The sequence below is a fragment of the Clostridium polyendosporum genome (assembly GCF_018332455.1).
Taxonomy (GTDB): domain Bacteria; phylum Bacillota; class Clostridia; order Clostridiales; family Clostridiaceae; genus Clostridium_AY; species Clostridium_AY polyendosporum.
In genome coordinates, this window is sequence record NZ_BOPZ01000033.1 from 1 (window position 1) to 20,874 (window position 20,874).

The window sequence follows — 20,874 nt, forward strand, 5'->3', positions numbered from 1 at the left end:
CATCACTTAAATGTTAACGTGTTTAACAGAGAAACATTAATGGATGCTATGGAAAATCCAGAAAAGTATCCAACTCTTACAATAAGAGTATCAGGTTATGCTGTTAACTTTACTAGATTAACAAAGAATCAACAGCTTGAAGTAATAAGCAGAACATTCCACGAAACATTATAATATAGAAGGGAGCTCTTAAGAGCTTCCTTTATTTCTTATATTTATAAAGAATTCAATAAGCACATAGTATTTGTGAAATATAGATAAACAACTTCAATTCTTAAACAGTTCAATATGCACTTATATATCATGAATTATAAATTCATTTACGAAGTTGTATATCAATATAATAAAGAAGCTAATAATTAAATATAACATTTTAGAAAAAGCATGAGTATTTAGTTAGTTTTATAATATTTATAATAATAAAATTTTCTTGATTTATGGGGATTTATTTGTACAATAAGATATACTATGAAATGACTGAGATAACTTTTTCTTTAGATATGCTAATATTATGATAAAGGAGCTATATTTATGAATATAGGTAAAATACACTCAATTGAATCCATGGGATTAGTGGATGGACCTGGTATAAGAGTAGTAGTTTTTTTTCAAGGATGTAATTTAAGATGTTCATATTGTCATAATCCTGACACATGGGTATGTGCAGGAGGGGAAGAAATCACGCCTCAAGAGTTAATTAAAAAAATAGTAAGATTTAAGCCTTACTTTACAAAGGCTGGTGGTGGAGTAACTTTTTCTGGAGGAGACCCTTTACTTCAGCCAGATTTTTTAATAGAGATATCAAAACTTTGCAAAGATAATGGAATTCATACAACTTTAGATACATCAGGATTTGGAATAGGAAGATATGAAGAGATACTTCAATATACTGATTTGATTCTTTTTGATATTAAGCATATAGATAGAGAGAAATATAGGGAACTTACTGCAAGAGATATTGATGAGTCTTTAAAGTTTTTAGAAACTGCTCAAAAAATGAATAAGAAGATGTGGATAAGACATGTGGTTGTACCTGGTATAACTGATTCTGAAGAACATATTCAAGCTTTAACAGAGATGATAAAAGGATTGAAGAATGTAGAAAAGGTAGAGTTATTACCTTATCATCTCCTAGGAGTAAATAAATACGAAACCATGGGTATGAAATATAGGCTTGAGGGAGTACCACCAATGGACAAAAAGCTTGTTAAAGAGTGGGAAAATAAAATTAATGAAGAAATAAAACTTACTAGGCATTAAACCTAGTAAGTTTTATTTCTTCTATTTAACAAAGTAAAATCTGGCTCAAATAGATACATAACTTCATAACTGAATATAATTCCTGAAAAAGCATTGCATGTCGAGGCTATTTTCAGGAATTTATTAAGGATTGAAGTTATGTATCTTAAATAGGCTCGATGCATGTTCTGTTTTATTAATAGTAAATAAGAAAGAAGCTCTAGTAAGTACTAGAGCTTCTTTACTTTATAGGAGTTTTATAAACTTACTAAAGTACAGACAATTTTTTATTCAACAACTGAGAATTGATCTTTACCTACTCCACAAAGTGGACAAACCCAATCTTCTGGAATATCTTCAAAAGAAGTGCCAGGACTAATTCCATTATCTTCATCACCTACAGCGGGATCATAAACATAACCACATACATCACAAATGTAACTTTTCAAAATAACTACCTCCCAACTAATTATTATTTATTATTAACAAATAATAAATATATATTACTTAAATTATAACATACTATTTATATTAATCAATAATTTTATCTCATATTTGGAAAAATTTATACTATAATTATTAAAGAAAGGAGTGAATTTATGAAAAAGTTCTTTATAAATTCAATGATATTATTTGTTTTTCTATCGCTTTTTATTTATATAATTACATTAACTATTCAATATACTGAAACAAATAAGTTAAAAAGTAATTCTAAAATTGAATTAAGCATAAAAGAACAAACAGTTACTATGCCTAAGCCCTTACCAAAGGCAGAAGCCAACTATAGTTTTTCAAAAGTATTTTTTGTAATTAGATTAGTTTTATCAGTAACTATCCCTTTAATATTTATAGCTTTTGGTGGAATTGCTATCATAAATTCTTTTAGAGGCAATGAATTAATAAGACTATTAAAATTTATTTTTATTTATCTAATTTTTGATTTTCTTTTAACGCTTCCAGTAACCTTTTTTAGTTCCTTTTATAGACTTAAATTAGTAGGTCTTTCTAATGCCACATTAAGTCTTTGGAGCGAAAATCTTTTTAAAGAGTTAATAATTACTTTGATTATAGTTACGGCATTAGGATGGATACCATATATTATATTTTTAAAATATAAACATTGGTATATTATTTTTGCGTTGCTCACAATCCCTATTGGGATATTAACAAGTATTATTTCTCCATTATATATCGATCCTGTTTTTAATGAGATTAAGCCGCTTGAAGATAAGCAACTTGAAGATAAAATAGTTAAAATGACAAATAAAGTAGGTATAGAGGATGTAAAACTGTATGAGGTAGATAAGAGTAAGGAAACTAAAGCTTTAAATGCTTACATGACAGGCATTTTTAATGTAAAAAGAATAGTTATATGGGATAATACTTTAAAAGCATTAAATGAAAAAGAACTGTTGTCAATAGTTGCACATGAGGTAGGACACTATAAATTAAGACATATTCCCAAAGCGATTGCTCTTTCTTCAATTTTTAGCTTGCTTATCCTTACATTAGTTAATTATATATATAAAGGGTTATATTTTAAGTATGGCAAAGGATGGGCGGTTACAGGATATAAGAGCTTATCAGCGATTCCTATAATCTTAGTTATATTTACTTTATTATCAATTCTTCTTCAACCACTATCTAATACTTATTCAAGAAAGGTGGAAATGGATGCTGATAAATTTGCAATTGAGTTAAGCCACGATAATTTAACCAATGGTGTTTTAGAAGTTAGGTTTATGGAAAGCAACCTTTCAATGGACGATGTCAATTGGATTTTTAAGTTATGGGTTTATGATCATCCTACACCTAAAGAAAGAATTGAAATGTCTAATAGCTACAAACCTTGGGAAAATGATACTTATCAGTTTAAAAGGTATATAAAATAGGAAAGATAAAAGCAGGGCACTCCCTGTTTTTATTTTTTCTATTTTATATATTATGAGATAAAATTCTTCATCTACTTTTTGTAGTCATATTTTTTATATCATATGTATTCTAAAGGTTAATTGGAAAAAATATGATTTTTTTTGATAAAAAAATATCTATGAGGATTTATATCATATTGTAAAAAAATAGTTGATAATTACTATTATATAATATAAAATATTATCAAGGGGAGCGCAATGATTTATAAAAGGAGGATAACATATGTTTAAGCAATGGGAAGGATTTAAAGGTGGTCTTTGGCAAGAAAGAATTGATCTAAGAAACTTTATACAAAAGAACTATACAGTATACGAGGGTGATAAGAGTTTTTTAGCTGGAACATCAGAGAAAACAAAGAAGGTTTGGGAAAAAGCAAGCGCTCTTATAGTTGAAGAAATAAAAAAAGGAATTATAGATGTTGCAACTGATAGAATATCAGGCATTGATAACTATGAGCCAGGATATATAGATAAAGAAAATGAAGTAATTGTAGGACTTCAAACAGATGCCCCATTAAAGAGAATAGTTAATCCATTTGGTGGATGGAGAATGGTTCAATCAGCTCTTGAAGCTTACGGATACAAAGCAGATGAAAATATTGAAAAATATTTTCCACAATACAGAAAAACTCATAACCAAGGAGTTTTTGATGCTTACACTCCAGAAACAAGAGCCGCAAGATCAGCTGGTCTTTTAACTGGTCTTCCAGATGCTTACGGTAGAGGAAGAATCATAGGTGACTACAGAAGAGTAGCACTTTACGGAATTGATTTTCTAATTGAACAAAAGAAAAAGGATCTAAATGAACTTACAGGGGATATGCTTGATGATCTTATAAGAAGCAGAGAAGAAGTTTCAGAACAAATCAGAGCACTTCAAGCTATAAAGTCAATGGCAGCTAAATATGGTATTGATATATCAGGACCAGCTCAAACTGCGCAAGAAGCTATTCAGGCTGTATATATGGGATACCTTGCAGCTGTTAAAGAAAATAATGGTGCTGCAATGTCACTTGGAAGAACAAGTACATTCTTAGATATATATATTGAAAGAGATTTAAAGAACGGTTTAATAACTGAAGAACAGGCTCAAGAGCTTATTGATCAGTTCGTAATTAAGTTAAGATTAGTAAGACATTTAAGAACACCTGAGTATAACGAGTTATTTGCTGGAGATCCAACTTGGGTAACTGAATCAATAGGTGGAGTCTCAGTAAATAGTAAACCTCTTGTTACAAAGAACTCATTCAGATTTTTACACACACTAATTAACTTAGGATCAGCTCCAGAACCAAATATGACTGTTCTTTGGTCAGAAAAATTACCAGAAAACTTCAAAAAGTTTTGTGCTGAAATGTCTATATTAACTGACTCAGTTCAATATGAAAATGATGATGTTATGAGACCAGTTTATGGCGATGATTATGCTATCGCTTGCTGTGTATCTGCAATGCAGGTTGGTAAGCAAATGCAGTTCTTCGGAGCAAGATGTAACTTAGCTAAAGCTCTTCTTTACGCTATAAATGGTGGAGTAGATGAAAAGACAGGTAAAAAGGTTATTGATGGTATAGCAAAAATTGAAGATGAAGTTCTTGATTATGAAAAGGTAAGATCAAACTACTACAAGGTGCTTCATTATATAGCTAAACTTTACGTTGATACAATGAATGTAATTCACTACATGCATGATAGATATGCATATGAAGCAGGACAAATGGCACTTCATGATACTAACGTAGGTAGATTAATGGCATTCGGTATGGCTGGCCTTTCAGTTGTTACTGACTCATTAAGTGCAATTAAATATGCTAAGGTTAAACCAAAAAGAGAAAATGGTATAACTGTTGACTTCGAAATTGAAGGAGAATTCCCTAAGTATGGTAACGATGAAGAGAAAGCAGACGATATCGCTGTAGAAGTTACAGAAAAGTTCTCAAACGAACTTAAGAAACATCCTTTATACAGAGATGCAAAGCATACACTTTCAGTATTAACAATTACATCAAATGTTGTTTACGGTAAGAAAACTGGATCAACACCAGATGGAAGAAAAGCTGGAGAAGCTTTTGCACCAGGAGCAAACCCAATGCATGGAAGAGATTGCTGCGGAGCTTTAGCATCACTTAACTCTGTTGCTAAGGTACCATACAACTTATGTTGTGAAGATGGAGTATCAAATACATTCTCAATAGTTCCAGATGCTCTTGGAAAAGAATATGATCAAAGAATTGATAACTTAGTATCAATAATGGATGGATACTTCGCACAAGGAGCACATCACTTAAATGTTAACGTGTTTAACAGAGAAACATTAATGGATGCTATGGAAAATCCAGAAAAGTATCCAACTCTTACAATAAGAGTATCAGGTTATGCTGTTAACTTTACAAGATTAACAAAGAATCAACAGCTTGAAGTAATAAGCAGAACATTCCACGAAACATTATAATATAGAAGGAAGCTCTTATGAGCTTCCTTTATTTGTTGCCATTTAGTAAATTGAAATTTACACTAAAGGTGAATAGGTTCGATACCTATTCACTCTTAGTCTGGTTTATTTAGCAGGGTTAAGTTTAATATATGACTATGACTTAAGTCGTGGGTTGTTCATTCTCTTTTAGAATATTTGAGAAGTAGCGAGGAGGAATATATCCCTTTTTTATTCCTTCTACTACTATCAGGTATGTAGCAGCTGTGTCAAATCTTGCATCATGATAATTTCCACTACCCTGGAAAAGAGAATCAGCAGTTTTAGCAATTTTCTCTTTAGTAATATTTAAAAATTTAACAACTTCTTCAAGTTTAGGGTTTTTATATTCCCCATTTGGTTTCAGTAACTTACAAATATTCCTATAGTAGTTCATAGTACAAAATGTATTTTGGGCTTGCCAATCTTCTCCCATTCCTAGAAGTTCATGGGTTAAAAATTTAATATCGAAAAAAACATTATGACCTATAACAAAGTCTGCAGATATAAAGTCCTGATAGAATTCTTCAACTAAGTCTTCAAAGTAAAGTCCTTTACTAAGCTCATAAAGTTTTTCCACAGAAAAACCATGTATTTCTTCAGCGGAAGGTTCTACATAATCAACCGTGAAAAAGTAATTTTTACCCTCAGTGTACTGAGGTTTTTTTGAAGAATCTACAATAACATAACTTAATTGGCATATGCTTCCTGGTTTTATACCAGTAGTTTCTGTATCAAAAAATAGTAGCTTCATTTTTGTCCTCCTAAAATATTGTTACAATAATAATCATAATATAATTTTTCAAATTGTAATAGATTAAAATTAAAAATCTCGGATTTCTCCGAGATTAAAGATATATAGCAATAGTGTTTAAAATTTCAATACAGTTATTAAGTGTTTGATTATTTTTATCAATAACAGGGTTAAACTCAACAAAATCCATTGATTTTATTTTTCTACTTTCAAAAACTGCTCTTAAAAGCTGCTGTGCTTCTTCCAGATTCATTCCTTGATTAACGGGTGTTCCGGTTCCTGGAACTAATTCTGAATCTAAGCAATCTATATCGAAGCTTAAGTGTATATTATTTATCTCCTCTCTATCTATTATTGAATAAAAATCTTCAGCTACTTTTTGTAATCCTATTTTTTTTATATCGGATGTAGTCCAAACATTTAATCCTAAATTACTTATGAGTTTATGTTCTCCTTCATCTAAATCTCTTGCACAAAATATAAAAGTTTTTTTAGGATTAACCTTTTTACCGGAAAAATAAAGGTTTGTTAAATCTTCATATCCAAATCCCATACTTGCGGCTAATGGCATTCCATGAACATTACCAGTTGGAGAAGTTTCATGAGTATTTATGTCACCATGTGCATCTATCCATATTACTCCTAAATCATCACCAAAAAACTTACTTGCACCTGAAATTGAACCTAACCCTAGGGAGTGATCTCCACCTACTACAAAAGGAAAACAGTCGGATTTTAATGAATTATAAACAAAATGAGCCAAGTTAGTATTTACTTCTCTTATTGGAGATAAATACTTTAGTTTGCAATGATTGCTATACTTTCTATCTTCCTCTACTGTTTCAACAAATAAGTTTCCTAAATCATAAACATTATGTTTGTCCCCATGTTTTAAAATATCTAATAAACCGTTGTTCCTAAGAGTAAATGGTCCTAATTCAACGCCTGGTCTGTCACATCCATAAAACATTGGAACACCTATCAAGTTAATATTCATATGAAGCACCTCCAATAAGCTTTTTTATAAATAAAATTATTATATATGAAATTGGTAAAAGATCTAAGTCTTTCTTGATTGGTAAGTATATATATGGATATTATGTATTGATATTCCATAACAATACTTGATAATAAATATTAAATAATATATAATATTAATATAAGAAGGCAGTGTAATAATTTATGAATACTATATATTTATAAATATAATAATAGTATGTGAAATAGGAGTGGTTTATATGATAAAAGAAAGACCAAATAAAATTTCAATAATTGGAGCTGGATTTGTAGGTTCAACTACCGCATATGCTTTAATGATTGAAGGATTAGCTTCTGAGATAGTAATAGTGGATATTAATAAAGAAAAAGCTGAAGCAGAAGCAATGGATTTAGCTCATGGAGCTGCCTTTGTTACACCTGTAAATGTGATATCTGGAGATTATCCTGATACAAAAGACTCTGATATTGTAATAATAACTGCTGGTATAGGACCTAAACCAGGAGAAACAAGGTTAGATATTATAAATAAGAATTTAGCTATATTTAAACAGATAGTACCAGAAGTTGTAAAGTATAGTCCTGATGCTATATTATTGGTAGTCTCAAACCCTGTAGATATTTTAACTTATATCACATATAAGCTATCAGGATTGCCAGCTCATAGAGTTATTGGGTCAGGGACTGTATTAGATACTTCAAGATTTAAGTATATGTTGAGTGAACATTTCGAGATAGATGCAAGAAATATTCATACCTATATAATCGGTGAGCATGGTGACTCAGAAATTGCAGCATGGAGTTTAACTAATATTGCAGGTATGAATGCTGAAGAATATTGTGATAAAATGTGCAATCAATGTGATAGAACCTTGAAGTATACAATACCAGATAAAGTAAAAAATGCTGCTTATGAAATTATAAATAGAAAAGGATATACAAATTATGCTGTAGCTTTAGCAGTAAGAAGAATTGTTGAGGCTATTTTAAGAGATGAAGATGCAATTTTAACAGTATCATCATTGTTTCAAGGTGAATATGGAATAACAGATGTTTATTTAGCTATACCAACTATAGTGAATAGAAGCGGATCTAGAAAAATTTTAGAGGTTCCACTTTCAGATCAAGAAAAAGATAAACTTAAAGAATCAGCAGATTTAATTAAGTCTCACCTTGAAAAGGCAAAGTTTAAAATGTGAATGCTAAAAATAAAAAACAGCTTGTAAGAGTATTACAAGTTGTTTTTTTATTTGATGTTATTTGGAAAGTAAAATGTAGCTTGAACAGGATTGATTTTTTCTCAGCTCCATTTGTTGTTATTTTACGAAGTGAAATATTTCTAAACATTATACATTTTAGATTATTATAATAATAATGATAATAATTACTATAAAATTAAATCTTATTTTGGGAGAAAATAATTTTGTTTAATAAGTGTTGAAGGTGATAATATGAATAACAATATTAAGCAAAGAATTAAAATTAGTATTATTTCAGTAATAACATTATTGATTCTTATTATATCAGGATTAATAGGTGGATATACATATATAAAAAGTAAGATATTTTCAGAAGCTAAAGTGCAATTTGAGGAAAAATCAGACCTTTTTGAAGAAGAAAAAATAGAACAGAAAATAGAAGCGGAAATAGAAGATGAAATAGAAGAGAAAATACCTTATGAGCAACAAAAAGGTATTATAAATATATTGCTCATAGGAACTGATGCAAGAAGTTTAAATGAAAAAGCACGTTCTGATACTATAATGATTGCTACTATTGATTCTAATCATAAAAAGGTGAAAGTTTCATCCATAATGAGAGATTCTTATGTTGAGATTAAGGGTTGTGGAGAAAATAAAATTAATAGTGCTTATGCTTTTGGAGGACCTGAACTTTTGCTAGATACGATTTATAGAAACTTCAATATTAAAATTGATAAATATATAGTAGTTAATTTTTGGGGCTTTGAGGATATTATTGATGAAATTGGTGGGATAGATATTGATATAAAGTCTTATGAGATATCAGAAATTAATAAATATACTGGTGAGTTACGAGATGTAAAATCTCCTAAGTTAATAAAAGAAGGTTTTCAACATGTTGATGGTCAACAGGCTCTTGCTTATAGCAGAATAAGGAAAGTAGGTAATGGAAGTTTTGAAAGAAGTGAAAGACAAAGAATTATAGTAACTGAAATAACTAAGAAAATTTTAGCATTAAACCCGATACAATATCCATTAATTATGAACAAAATACTGCCTTATGTTAAAACTAACATAGAACCTATTATGATTATGAACTATGGATATACAGTATATAAGTTAGATGAAATAAAATTTGAGCAGTTACAAATTCCAGTAACAGAACTTTGTGAGGGTAGGATTTATAATGGCGCATGGGTGTTTCTTATGGACAGAAAACAAAATTCTAAAGTTTTAAATGATTTTATTTATATTGATAAGCCTGTAGATACTCAAGAGTTTGATTATAATAATTTTAGGGCAGTAATAAATCAATATTTATCAAAGGAGAAACACTTAAAGATAAGTAAGCATAAATCACTTAAATAATTAATGAAACTGAGCAGATATAGACCTAGTTAGCTTTAGTCAGATTTCATTTTGTAAAATAGAAACAACCTTAAGAAAGAATTCTTTTTGTAATATTAGACAAAAAAAGATATAGTTCAGTACTATAAAAGTAAAAACTATATCAGAATTAAACTCTAAGAGGGCAAATTAAAGTCCGTTCATATATACATATTCTATCAATTATAAAAAAATCCTTCTAAATATATAATAAAAAAATATAAAAATATATAAAAAATTAATAATTAGGAATGCAATCTCCCTTTTTTTTAATAATTACTAAATATATTAAAGAAATTAAGCTAAGTGGAAGATATGTATCATATATATAAGTAAAGGGAGCTAAATAGCTTGTACGTTTATTATGTAGTATAGCAAGGGAGGTTGTGTACTTGAAAAAAACATATGTACTTGATACAAATGTTTTGTTATACTCACCAGGAGCTATTTTAACTTTTGGAGATAACGATGTAGTTATTCCTGAAGTCGTGTTAGAAGAGCTAGATAATCTTAAGAAAATTAACGGTGATTTAGGACTTAATGCACGTCACGCAGCCAGGCTTATTGACAAACTTAGAAAAGATGGAAAGCTTAGTGAAGGAATAACTCTTCCTGGTGGTGGAAAGCTTCGAGTTGAAGTAAACCATTATGATACTAAGATACCTCCTACCTGGGATATATTAAAGCCAGATAATAGAATTATTCAGGTATGTAAGGCACTAAAGGAAAATGGAGAAGATGTTTATTTAATTACAAAAGATACTTTTGAAAGAATAAAAGCCGATACTATTGATATTAAGGTTGATGATTTTTACGAAGAGGTAGTTCCTGAGTTTGATAACCAATATACAGGTAGAATAGATGTATATGCATCTAATGAAAGCATAGAAAAGTTATTTAAAGAAAAAAAACTTCCTAAAAACGAATTAACTTATTATGATATAGCGAAACAGAAGTACGAAATACCGGAGTTAGTTGTTAATCAGTTCTTAATAATACATTCTTCAGTTAATAATAAACAAACTGCATTGGGAAGATTTGATGGAAAAAATATCGTACCTTTGCTGTATAAAGATAGCAAGCTGTTAGGTGTTTCCCCTAGAAATGTTGGACAAAAATTTATGATGGAGTGCCTTTGTACTGAGGCAGATAAGGCTCCTTTAGTAGTAATAAAAGGCCCAGCAGGAACAGCTAAAACTTTATTTTCATTAGCAGCAGGTCTCCAGAAAATTATAGAAGATCAAACAGGGCAATATAGAAGAATACTTGTTTGTAGACCTAATGTTACAATGGATGAAGAAATAGGCTTTTTGCCAGGATCAGAACAAGAAAAGATAGCACCTTTTATGAGACCAGTATTTGATAATTTAGAAATTCTTATAGATTCTGATGAAAAAGAAAGATATAAAAATGAAAAGGAGCTTAATGATAAAATACAAGAGTTGTTTGATAGAAGAATCATAACGACAGAAGCTGTAGCATATTTAAGAGGCCGTTCTATAGTTAAGAACTGGGTTATTATTGATGAAGCACAAAATCTTACGCCTAAGCAAGTTAAAGCAATCATTACAAGAGTTGGAGAAGGAACTAAACTTATTCTTATTGGAGATCCAGAGCAGATAGATCAAGCCTTTTTAGATTCTAGATCAAATGGCTTATGTTATGCATCTGAGAAAATGAAAGGAAGTGCATTGTGTTTCCAAGTTACGTTAAAATATGATGAATGCGAAAGAAGTCCACTTGCTTTTGAAGGTGCTAAAAGATTGTGAACATGGGATTAATTTCATTGAATTATATAATATTACCATATATAATAAAGCAGATAAGAAAAAACTTATCTGTTTTTCTTTGCTTTGCTGTCATTTCACAAAGTAAACTACCTAACTAAAGCTGAATAGGATTGATGCATATTAAATGTTGTTAATAGTATTTGGTAACTTTACAAGAGAAAAAAAGTTTATTTAAATTAATAATTATAGTAAAATAAAAAGGATACTTTAAATATTAACGAAAAAGAAGGGGAAAAAGGTTAATGACTGTAGAGAGAGTTATTAAAAATAAAAGAAATATCAGAAAAAAGAAAAAATCTAAATTAAGGACATTTTTAATATTTTTAATTTTTGAGTTTGTTTTTACAATAGTAACAGCTCCGTTTCTTGTTTATTATGGGCCTTTTAATAATGTGAAAAGGACTGTAGTAGGTGCTGCTATGACATCTCTAAGTCATCAGTATTTAGCAACTACGTTTCTTTCAATGGATAAAATCAATGAAATATCAAAGCAAAATGATATAGAGAATATTGAGCAAGATACTGAATCTTTCGAAGTAACTATACCTAAGCAACATAATGATACCATAGAAGTTTTTGAAATCGAAGGGAAAAAGTTTAAAGGATATATGCTGGTAGTTAATGATCCAACACGAGTAAAAGTAGGATACTCATCAAAACTTGGAAGAGAAGGACAAACTACATCTCAAATAGCTAAGAATTTTAATGCAGTAGCAGCTATAAATGGCGGTGGATTCTCAGATAAATCTGCAAATTCAACATGGACAGGCAATGGTGGAACTCCGACTGGTGTGATAATATCAGAAGGAAAAACTGTTTTTAATGAATTAGCACCTGATGATGAAGTAGATATGATGGGTATTACAGAAGAGGGAAAACTTATAGTTGGAAAGCACTCTCTAAATGAATTGAAAAATCTTGGAGTTACAGATGCGATTAGCTTTGGTCCTGCCTTAGTAGTCAATGGTCAACCGACTATTAAGAATGGCGATGGTGGTTGGGGGATTGCTCCTAGAACTGTAATAGGCCAGCGAAAAGATGGAGCTATGCTTTTACTGGTAATTGATGGAAGGCAAATCCTAAATAGTATAGGTGCTACTTTAAAGGAAGCTCAGGACATCATGCTTCAGTACGGTGCAGTGAATTCTATAAATCTTGATGGTGGAAAATCAACAACCATGTATTATGATGGAGATATTATAAATAGTCCATCAGATAGTTTAGGAGAGAGGTCTGTACCATCAGCAGTTATTGTAAAATAACTTTAGGGGGAAGAATATGAGAAAACTAAATAGTATTATTTTATGGATAGGTATTTCATTAATTCTTCAATTAGGAGGATTAGTTTTTCTTGATAAATATTACTTGACGAGTGATGCTACGATTAAAAGTATAAAGATTGATGCAAAAAAAGATCAGAAAAAAAGGGACAATCCTATTAATATTGATGAATCAGCAACAGATAGGAAGTTCTCCTTTGATGGGAGATATCTTGCTTATTTTAATGGAAATGATCTTGAGGTGTTAAATACCTCAGATGGTAAAATAAAGAACGTAGATAAAAATCCTAAAATTAAGATTTTATATTACAATTGGTTAAATGACAGAAATAGAATGCTAGTAGCTGAAAGACAAAAAAGTGATGATGAACAAGTTATACAGCTAAGCTACTACGACGTAAATAAGGATGAAAAACAAAAAATAGTTGACTTAGATGGTGTTAGTCTAAGTGCAAATATAGAACAGGTTAAGGCATCAACTTTAACTAATGTAATCTACGTTAAGGTTTCAAATAACGGAAGAAATTCAATATATAGAATCGATATCAATCACAATCTTACTAAAGTAGCCAAAGTTACTACAAAAGTAGGGAACATAGAAGTTGTTCCTCACGAGGACAGGCTTGTTTACGATGATGAGATAACAGGATCTATTTTTGCTACGTCTCCTAATATAAGATTAAATTTTAGCAATAAAAATACGTTGTTAGCTGTTGACAGCGAAGATATAGTTTATGTTGGAGAAGTAAATAACGAAAAGATTACAAAAATATGTTATGGTAGGCTTGATGAACCAACGCCTACATGGAAGGTTGTAGAGCTTGGTGAATCTGTCGACAAAAACAGCATACACATAACCCAAAACGGTAATATATTTGTTAATAATAATTTTAAGGGTGAAGTAAGAGATGTGCTTTCAGGGAAAATATTTAAGTATAACGGACATTTTCTTGAAATATATGATGAAGGCATAGGAAGCACACTTGATGGGAAACTATATAAGACTCTTTTTCAGTAATACTCAATATAAAATTATTACTCAGGTAAAGACTTATAATTATATAAAAAATATAGTATAATTTGCTAGACCGTAATTAGTTTAAAGGGAAGTGAAATAAAATGAGAGATAGAATACTTGAGATTATTCTTATAATACCTGCGATACTTGTAGCATTTACTTTTCATGAATATGCTCATGCTAGAGTAGCAGATGCGTTGGGAGATAAAACTCCTAGATTTCAAGGAAGATTAACATTAAATCCTTTTGCTCATATAGATACTTTTGGATTTTTAATGATACTTTTATTTAAGTTTGGATGGGCAAAGCCTGTTCAGGTAAATAAAAAAGCTTTTAAAAATTACTATAAAGATGATTTGAAGGTTTCTATCGCAGGACCAATAGCAAATCTTTTAGTAGGGTTTGTGTTTTCTATAATTTATGGGTTGTTTTTTAAATTTTATGCTATTAATAACATAAATTTAGTTACACAAATAGTAGCTACAATATTAAATTTTATAATTTTAATTAATGTAAATTTATTTATATTTAATCTTTTACCGTTACCAGGACTTGATGGATTTCATATAATGGAAGATTTATTTCCTAAGAGCTTTTATAAATTTGCAGATCAAATATATAGATATCAATTTTTGATTTTTATTATAGTAATATACGTTGGTTCAGCTTTTATTAGAATACCATCTTCATTTATATACGGATTGTTTATGAAGATTGCGCAAAGCATAATTATGATGTAGCAGTGGAGGATAAAAATGAGACTAAGGAAAAAATGGTGGGCAAGACCAGAATTAGAAGAGAGTAAAAATGTTGTTATACGTCCGAGTGAGAAAAAAGGTTTATGGAAAGAGGAGTTTAAAAACTCAAATCCAATTCATTTAGAATTAGGCTGTGGTAGAGGACAGTTTGTTAGTTCTAAGGCTAAAGAAAATCCTGATGTTAACTACGTAGCTGTGGATTTAAAAGATGAGGTTTTAATATATGCTTTAAGAAAAGTCAATGAAGCTGAAGTAGAAAATGTTAGAATAATACCAATGAATATTAGTTTTATTAGCGACGTTTTTGATAAGGATGAGGTAAGTAAGATTTATATAAACTTTTGCAATCCATGGCCAAAAGATAGACATAAAAAAAGGAGATTAACTCATACAAAATTCTTAACTGAATATAAGAAGTTTTTAAAGCCAGAAAGTGAAATATGGTTTAAAACTGATGATACAGAACTTTTTGATGAGTCCCAGCAGTATTTCAAGGACAATGGATTTGATCTTAAATATGTAACTTATGATTTACATAAATCTGATTTTCAGCAAAACATAATGACTGAATATGAAGCTAAATTTACTAGTTTAGGAATGAAGACAATGTTTTTAATTGCTAAATTAAAATAGAAAAAGAGGCATACCAAGGTTAAACTTTGGTATGCTTTTTTACTCTAGTCGCCTTGGCGATTTTTTTACTTTGGAGATATATTCTTCTAGTATACGATTAATTGGGTAAAACTATTATCTGAATAGTTTTATCTCAGGTGCAAATAATAAAAATAAACTTAAAATAAAGGAGTGCAGACAGTATGGATAATTGTGGTGAATATACAGTAGTTGCAGTTAAAAAAGGTAGTAATGATGAGATAATAGGATATGAACTAGAAACAGGTGAGGTTATTTCAAAAGATGACGCAGTTTATCTAGCCAAAGAAGGAAGACTTTTAGGAGCTCAGGTCTCAAGGTCAGAAAAGAGTGGAGAATACATAATAAGTCTTCATGAGGATGTTAAGTATGATACTATAGATAATCTTCCAAGAAAATAATAGTCAGCGATGCTGACTATTTTTATGTGTTTTATAGAACGCTATATCAAAAAAACTACTGATAAGTTTGTAAGCGTAACTTAATCAATAGGCTATAAATCAAGTATAGAATTACAACTTCTTATTAACAATTAGTTCTTTATTATAAACTTCCTTAAACTTATACTTAGCTCTAAGGGCTTGAGCAATTTCTAGTGCCATATCGTTATCAGAAAAAAGATTAAGTTCAACAGCATTTTCTAATATATTAACTTGAAAGTCTTTTACTGCTCCTACAAGACCTCTGTCTAAACCTTCTGCAATTTTTAGTAGTACTCCTATACGTTCTACTACATTAACATCACTTCTGTTTATGATATTCGAGTACTTAGCTAGTGGGATTTGATATTCATTATTTCTATGCATAGCTGCGATAAGTGCACTTAATAATAGCTCTTTATGAGATAAGCCACTTATAGGAGAATTTAATATTATATACAAGGAATGCAAGTGATGATCATAATACCTTATACTTATGCCGCAGTCATGAAGCAAAGAGGCTGTTTTTATTAGATTATTATACTCATCGCTAAGGTGATGAAGTGGTTTAAGAGCTTGGAATAACTTATAGGTAATATTATAAACATTATCAGCATGTGGTTTATTTATATTTAAAGTTTCGATTATTCCATGTATGCTATAATCTAATATATCCTCTTGAGAAGATGCATAATTGTTATTTAAGTATTCATGAATAATACCTTCTCTTAATCCTCTTCCGCATACTTTAATCTCATTTATAGATAACAATTCAACGATCTTGTGTATTATTATAGTTCCTCCAACTATAACATCAGCTCTGTCTATAGATAATCCATTAATTTTTAATCTGCCTTTTAAATTTTTACATTTTAATAAGTTATAAGATTCATTTAAATCATAATCGTTAAATATATAGTTATGAAGAGTGTCAATTGGATAACGTTTTTTTCTTTGATCAATTTTCGCTAGATTTCTAATAGTTCCCCCAATGCCTATTATATTATCGAACTTTGTTTCAAAAAGCCACGTGTTTTTCTTAAGTAAATCCTCTACATAATCATTTGCACTTTCACTGCTTAAGAAGTGGACTGTATCTTCTAGTTTAAACATTTTAGATATATTTATACATCCAACAGGCATAGTGAATTTTTTATATAAATCTTTACCTTTAAGCCAAGCCACATGAGTATGAGATCCTCTTATATCTACCATAAGAGAGTTATCACTGTATATGCTATTTTTTATTCCTAAATGGTTGTAGTATATTTCTTCATCAAAGGAAAGAATACGAATTTTGAGAGAAAGTTCTTTTAGTACCCTTTCTTTAAGTTCTGATTTGTTTTCTGCTGCATTTAAAGCTTCTGTAGCTATTGTTATAATTTGTGAGGCACCAGACACAGTACAAAGTGATTTAAAAGACTTTAATGTTGCAATAGTCTTATCAATCTTTTCCTTAGAGATATAAGAGTTTTCAATTAGATCTAAACCTATTCTTACAGATTCCTGCAACTCATCGATGATTTTAAAATATCCTGAATCTTCAATTTCTGCAAGCATTACTCTTATAGAGTTTGAATCTAAACCTATAACACCAATTCTTTCCATAAAGTTCTCCTTTTTGTAGTATATAAGAAAATGTTATACAATATTTAATTAACTTTCAATGGCTAATTAACAATATTATATAAAAATAGTACAATTATCATTCTTTAAGATGCTGTAAACTTACTCTATATTTATATTTTTTAGTAAGAGAAATATATGCATCAAATATGTAATATGTAAGTAAATATTGACAACATTTTTATGTTAATCATATAATATAAATAATGTCATATAAAAAGTCAAAGAAAAGGAGAGTACTTTAATTGATTTCTTTAGCGAGTGAGGGATGGTGTAAGCCTCATAGATATAGATTAAAGGAAGAGAGCCTTGGAGACGCTGCCTGAATGTTTAAGAGTAGGGTAAGCCGCCTATCAGCGTTAATGTGTTAAGTGGATAAGTGTTTTTTCTTATCAATAGGAGTGGTACCGCGGTATATCCGTCTCTTTTTAAGAGGCGGTTTTTTACTTTGTAGCAATTTAGGCTGAGTAAAGATAAACAAACTTCAATGTTTAAACAATTCATGAAAATAGCCTCAACATGCAATGCTTTTTCATGAATTATAAGTTCAGTTATGAAGTTGTATATCTATATATTTTTTTATTTGTATTTAATTACAAAACAATGGAAAAAATAGTTCATAGGAGGAGATATTATGGATTATAAAAAGTTAGTTGCAGAGAGGATTAAGGAGCACTTAGAGCTTGATATAGAAACTATAGAAAAGCTAATTGAAATACCACCAAGACCAGATATGGGAGATTACGCATTCCCATGCTTCCAACTAGCAAAATCCTTAAGAAAGGCACCAGTTATGATTGCGTCAGAACTTAAGGAACAGATAAATAATGAAGGTTTTGAAAAGATAGACAGCCTTGGGCCTTATTTAAACTTTTTTGTTGATAAAGGAACTTTTGTCAAGAATACTATTGAAAAAATACTTGCTGAGAAGGAATCTTTTGGTTCTTCAACAATTGGAAATGGAAAAAATGTAGTTGTAGAGTATTCTTCACCTAATATAGCGAAGCCATTCCATGTAGGACACTTATTCACAACTGCTATTGGACATTCTTTATATAGAATACTTAGTTTTGAAGGATATAATTGTACTAGAATAAACCACCTAGGGGACTGGGGAACACAGTTTGGTAAACTTATCTCAGCTTATAAGAGATGGGTAGATGAAGAAGCTTTAGAAAAGGATGCTATAGCTGAATTATTAAGAATATATGTTAAATTCCATGATGAGGCAGAAAAGAATCCAGAGCTTGAGGATGAGGGCAGAATGTACTTTAAGAAGCTTGAAGATGGCGATAGTGAAGCTGTTGAATTGTGGAAGAGATTTAGAGAGCTATCCTTAAAGGAATTTAATAATATATACGACCTTTTAGGAGTAGATTTTGATTCATGGGCAGGAGAAAGCTTCTATAATGATAAAATGGATGCTGTAGTTAAAGAGCTTGAGGATAAGGGTATCTTAACTGAAAGCAACGGAGCAAAAGTTGTAATGCTAGATGAATATAATATGCCTCCGTGTATAGTATTAAAGTCTGATGGTGCTTCTATATATGCTACAAGAGATTTAACAGCAGCTAAGTATAGAAAAGACACTTATGATTTTTCAAAGTGTATATATGTTGTTGGTAAGGATCAAGCTCTTCATTTCAATCAGGTATTTAAGGTATTAGAACTTGCAGGACATGAATGGGCAAAAGAGTGTGTTCATATTCCTTTCGGTATTGTAAAGTTTGCTGATAAAAAGCTTTCAACAAGAAAGGGAGATGTAGTACTTCTTGAAGAACTTTTAAGTGAAGCGGTAGCAAAAACTTTAGAGATAATAAATGAAAAAAATCCAGAGCTTGAAAACAAAGAAGAGGTAGCAAAAAAAGTTGGAATTGGTGCAATAGTATTTACTTACTTAAAAAATAGTAGGGAAAGAGATATAGTATTTGATTGGAAAGAAATGCTTAGTTTTGAAGGAGAAACAGGACCTTATGTTCAATATACTTATGCAAGAGCAAAAAGTATATTAAGAAAGGTTGGAGAAGGTTCAAGTGAATCTGATTTTTCAAAACTTTCTTCTAGAGAGGAATTTGAGCTTGTTAAGACTCTTGAAAGCTTCCAAAAAAGCATACTTTTTGCCATCGAAAAACTAGAACCATCAGTAGTCACAAGATATGTTGTTGATGTTGCTAAGGCATTTAACAAGTTCTACAATGCTCATACAGTTGCTAATCTTGAAGATGAGGCTTTAAAGAATGCTAGAATAAAGCTTGTTCAAGCAACCTGTCAGGTTATCAAGAATGGCTTATACCTTATAGGAATTGAAGCGGTAGAGAAGATGTAAGGATGCATATCTTAAAAAGAGTTAGAGAAAAGACTATATCGAAGAGTCTTATTAAAAAGTATAAACTAGAGGAAGTAGCTTTCTTGGATATTGAAGCCACAGGTTTTAATAAAGAGAAAGATAAAATTTTCTCAATTTCTATAGGAACTTATGGAGTTAATGGATATACAGCTTATGTGATTTTTGGTGATGAAGATGAAGAAGGAGATATTTTAAAAGAGCTATTTAGATTATTAGAAGATAGAACAACTTGGTGCTCGTTTAATGGTATTGCTTTTGATGAACCCTTCCTTTTACGAAGAGCAGAATTAAATTTTCTTAAAAAGCCTAAAATAGAAAAGCATATTGATTTTTATAGGCGTATAAGACCATATGAAAGAGCTCTACAACTTGAAGGTTGTTCTCTAAAAGATTTAGAAAAGCACCTAGGTATTATAAGAACAGATACGATTAAAGGAAAAGATTGTAGGGAAATTTTTCTTAAGTATATGTGTACAAGAGAAGAGGAATTAAAGAATAAAATAATACTTCATAATCTTGAAGATGTACTTTATTTACCTGATATTTTCCTAATATTAGAAGAAATAAATGAAAAAAAGCTTGTACGAGATGATATATTAACCAATAGTCAAAAAGGATATATAAAATATCTTATTAAGAAAAGAGAACTAAAAATAAAAAAAATAGAGTTTTCAAATATATCTAAAAAGGACGCTTCAAGAATAATATATTATCTAATACAGAGAGAAGTAGATGAAGATAAAATTAACGATATAATAAAAAAGAATGAATAAAGAGTGTGCTGCATAAATGCAGCACACTCTTTATTAATCTGATTATTTAATGTAAATGTAAAGAGGCAGGCACATTATTTTTTGTTTTTATTTTTTCTCATCATATTTTGGGCAGTGGGAGGAGCAGCTTCCGCAGCTGCAATCACCCTTTGAAGATTTGATAAAACCTCTGATAAGAAAAAATGCTGCTAAACCAACTATAGCTATAGTAACAATTATTTCCATACAATCACCTTC

Annotated in this window: 19 protein-coding genes and 1 other annotated feature; of the genes, 14 read left to right on the top strand and 5 right to left on the bottom strand. The window is 30.1% G+C overall.

What is annotated here, in order from left to right; all coding sequences use genetic code 11:
- Window positions 1-174 (top strand): glycine radical domain-containing protein (locus CPJCM30710_RS14990; protein WP_212905009.1); only part of this gene is annotated, 174 nt, incomplete at its 5' end.
- 357 nt (window positions 175-531) lie between these two features.
- Complete coding sequence (pflA, locus tag CPJCM30710_RS14995) at window positions 532-1,260, top strand: pyruvate formate-lyase-activating protein (RefSeq protein ID WP_212904976.1); 729 nt, start codon at window positions 532-534, stop codon at window positions 1,258-1,260.
- Window positions 1,261-1,526: 266 nt separating this feature from the next.
- On the opposite strand, the gene rd is transcribed toward pflA, so the two are convergent.
- Window positions 1,527-1,688, bottom strand: coding sequence for a rubredoxin (rd, locus tag CPJCM30710_RS15000; protein WP_212904977.1), 162 nt, complete (start codon window positions 1,686-1,688; stop codon window positions 1,527-1,529).
- Window positions 1,689-1,838: 150 nt separating this feature from the next.
- On the opposite strand from rd, the gene CPJCM30710_RS15005 reads away from it, so the two are divergent.
- A complete protein-coding gene (locus CPJCM30710_RS15005; protein WP_212904978.1) occupies window positions 1,839-3,131 on the top strand; it encodes a M48 family metallopeptidase in 1,293 nt (430 codons plus the stop codon).
- Between the two features lie 262 nt (window positions 3,132-3,393).
- A complete protein-coding gene (gene pflB, locus CPJCM30710_RS15010) occupies window positions 3,394-5,619 on the top strand; it encodes a formate C-acetyltransferase (protein WP_212904979.1) in 2,226 nt (741 codons plus the stop codon).
- Window positions 5,620-5,761: 142 nt separating this feature from the next.
- Here the strand turns inward: pflB and CPJCM30710_RS15015 are convergent, their stop codons facing one another.
- Both CPJCM30710_RS15015 and rocF read right to left on the bottom strand, forming a co-directional pair.
- Window positions 5,762-6,391 carry a 3'-5' exonuclease gene (locus tag CPJCM30710_RS15015; RefSeq protein ID WP_212904980.1) on the bottom strand — a complete coding sequence of 210 codons (630 nt, stop codon included), beginning with the start codon at window positions 6,389-6,391 and terminating at the stop codon, window positions 5,762-5,764.
- Window positions 6,392-6,485: 94 nt separating this feature from the next.
- Window positions 6,486-7,388, bottom strand: coding sequence for an arginase (rocF, locus tag CPJCM30710_RS15020; RefSeq protein WP_212904981.1), 903 nt, complete (start codon window positions 7,386-7,388; stop codon window positions 6,486-6,488).
- 241 nt (window positions 7,389-7,629) lie between these two features.
- Here rocF and CPJCM30710_RS15025 point away from each other — a divergent pair, with 241 nt between their 5' ends.
- From CPJCM30710_RS15025 to CPJCM30710_RS15060, 8 genes are all read left to right on the top strand, one after another.
- Complete coding sequence (locus CPJCM30710_RS15025) at window positions 7,630-8,586, top strand: L-lactate dehydrogenase (RefSeq protein WP_212904982.1); 957 nt, start codon at window positions 7,630-7,632, stop codon at window positions 8,584-8,586.
- A 252-nt stretch (window positions 8,587-8,838) separates the two neighbouring features.
- Entirely contained in the window at window positions 8,839-9,957 is a 1,119-nt protein-coding gene (locus tag CPJCM30710_RS15030) for an LCP family protein (RefSeq protein WP_212904983.1), read from the top strand.
- A gap of 410 nt (window positions 9,958-10,367) precedes the next feature.
- Entirely contained in the window at window positions 10,368-11,744 is a 1,377-nt protein-coding gene (locus CPJCM30710_RS15035) for a PhoH family protein (protein ID WP_212904984.1), read from the top strand.
- A gap of 263 nt (window positions 11,745-12,007) precedes the next feature.
- A complete protein-coding gene (locus CPJCM30710_RS15040) occupies window positions 12,008-13,027 on the top strand; it encodes a phosphodiester glycosidase family protein (protein WP_212904985.1) in 1,020 nt (339 codons plus the stop codon).
- A gap of 16 nt (window positions 13,028-13,043) precedes the next feature.
- Window positions 13,044-14,063, top strand: a complete 1,020-nt coding sequence (locus tag CPJCM30710_RS15045) for an NHL repeat-containing protein (protein ID WP_212904986.1) — start codon at window positions 13,044-13,046, stop codon at window positions 14,061-14,063.
- 101 nt (window positions 14,064-14,164) lie between these two features.
- Window positions 14,165-14,803, top strand: a complete 639-nt coding sequence (locus CPJCM30710_RS15050; protein ID WP_212904987.1) for a site-2 protease family protein — start codon at window positions 14,165-14,167, stop codon at window positions 14,801-14,803.
- 15 nt (window positions 14,804-14,818) lie between these two features.
- Window positions 14,819-15,454 (top strand): tRNA (guanosine(46)-N7)-methyltransferase TrmB, encoded by a 636-nt coding sequence (trmB, locus tag CPJCM30710_RS15055; protein WP_212904988.1) that lies wholly within the window; start codon window positions 14,819-14,821, stop codon window positions 15,452-15,454.
- 182 nt (window positions 15,455-15,636) lie between these two features.
- Window positions 15,637-15,873, top strand: coding sequence for a DUF3892 domain-containing protein (locus CPJCM30710_RS15060; RefSeq protein ID WP_212904989.1), 237 nt, complete (start codon window positions 15,637-15,639; stop codon window positions 15,871-15,873).
- A gap of 111 nt (window positions 15,874-15,984) precedes the next feature.
- Here the strand turns inward: CPJCM30710_RS15060 and CPJCM30710_RS15065 are convergent, their stop codons facing one another.
- The gene (locus CPJCM30710_RS15065; protein ID WP_212904990.1) at window positions 15,985-17,499 is read right to left on the bottom strand and encodes a Ppx/GppA phosphatase family protein; all 1,515 of its coding nucleotides are present in this window, start codon (window positions 17,497-17,499) and stop codon (window positions 15,985-15,987) included.
- Between the two features lie 233 nt (window positions 17,500-17,732).
- Window positions 17,733-17,946 (top strand) — a binding site (T-box leader).
- 205 nt (window positions 17,947-18,151) lie between these two features.
- Here CPJCM30710_RS15065 and argS point away from each other — a divergent pair.
- Window positions 18,152-19,843, top strand: a complete 1,692-nt coding sequence (gene argS, locus CPJCM30710_RS15070; RefSeq protein WP_212904991.1) for an arginine--tRNA ligase — start codon at window positions 18,152-18,154, stop codon at window positions 19,841-19,843.
- Between the two features lie 2 nt (window positions 19,844-19,845).
- Complete coding sequence (locus tag CPJCM30710_RS15075) at window positions 19,846-20,637, top strand: ribonuclease H-like domain-containing protein (protein WP_212904992.1); 792 nt, start codon at window positions 19,846-19,848, stop codon at window positions 20,635-20,637.
- Between the two features lie 87 nt (window positions 20,638-20,724).
- Here the strand turns inward: CPJCM30710_RS15075 and CPJCM30710_RS15080 are convergent, their stop codons facing one another.
- Complete coding sequence (locus tag CPJCM30710_RS15080; protein WP_212904993.1) at window positions 20,725-20,862, bottom strand: FeoB-associated Cys-rich membrane protein; 138 nt, start codon at window positions 20,860-20,862, stop codon at window positions 20,725-20,727.
- Window positions 20,863-20,874: the final 12 nt, after the last annotated feature.

Bases quoted from the DNA above. Each gene is read 5' to 3' on its own strand.
- CPJCM30710_RS15050 (WP_212904987.1), top strand. From the start codon at position 14,165: ATGAGAGATAGAATACTTGAGATTATTCTTATAATACCTGCGATACTT.
- CPJCM30710_RS15060 (WP_212904989.1), top strand. From the start codon at position 15,637: ATGGATAATTGTGGTGAATATACAGTAGTTGCAGTTAAAAAAGGTAGT.
- CPJCM30710_RS15080 (WP_212904993.1), bottom strand. From the start codon at position 20,862: ATGGAAATAATTGTTACTATAGCTATAGTTGGTTTAGCAGCATTTTTT.
- trmB (WP_212904988.1), top strand. From the start codon at position 14,819: ATGAGACTAAGGAAAAAATGGTGGGCAAGACCAGAATTAGAAGAGAGT.
- pflB (WP_212904979.1), top strand. From the start codon at position 3,394: ATGTTTAAGCAATGGGAAGGATTTAAAGGTGGTCTTTGGCAAGAAAGA.
- CPJCM30710_RS15030 (WP_212904983.1), top strand. From the start codon at position 8,839: ATGAATAACAATATTAAGCAAAGAATTAAAATTAGTATTATTTCAGTA.
- CPJCM30710_RS15075 (WP_212904992.1), top strand. From the start codon at position 19,846: ATGCATATCTTAAAAAGAGTTAGAGAAAAGACTATATCGAAGAGTCTT.
- rocF (WP_212904981.1), bottom strand. From the start codon at position 7,388: ATGAATATTAACTTGATAGGTGTTCCAATGTTTTATGGATGTGACAGA.
- CPJCM30710_RS15015 (WP_212904980.1), bottom strand. From the start codon at position 6,391: ATGAAGCTACTATTTTTTGATACAGAAACTACTGGTATAAAACCAGGA.
- CPJCM30710_RS15040 (WP_212904985.1), top strand. From the start codon at position 12,008: ATGACTGTAGAGAGAGTTATTAAAAATAAAAGAAATATCAGAAAAAAG.
- CPJCM30710_RS15045 (WP_212904986.1), top strand. From the start codon at position 13,044: ATGAGAAAACTAAATAGTATTATTTTATGGATAGGTATTTCATTAATT.
- CPJCM30710_RS15025 (WP_212904982.1), top strand. From the start codon at position 7,630: ATGATAAAAGAAAGACCAAATAAAATTTCAATAATTGGAGCTGGATTT.
- pflA (WP_212904976.1), top strand. From the start codon at position 532: ATGAATATAGGTAAAATACACTCAATTGAATCCATGGGATTAGTGGAT.
- CPJCM30710_RS15065 (WP_212904990.1), bottom strand. From the start codon at position 17,499: ATGGAAAGAATTGGTGTTATAGGTTTAGATTCAAACTCTATAAGAGTA.
- CPJCM30710_RS15005 (WP_212904978.1), top strand. From the start codon at position 1,839: ATGAAAAAGTTCTTTATAAATTCAATGATATTATTTGTTTTTCTATCG.
- argS (WP_212904991.1), top strand. From the start codon at position 18,152: ATGGATTATAAAAAGTTAGTTGCAGAGAGGATTAAGGAGCACTTAGAG.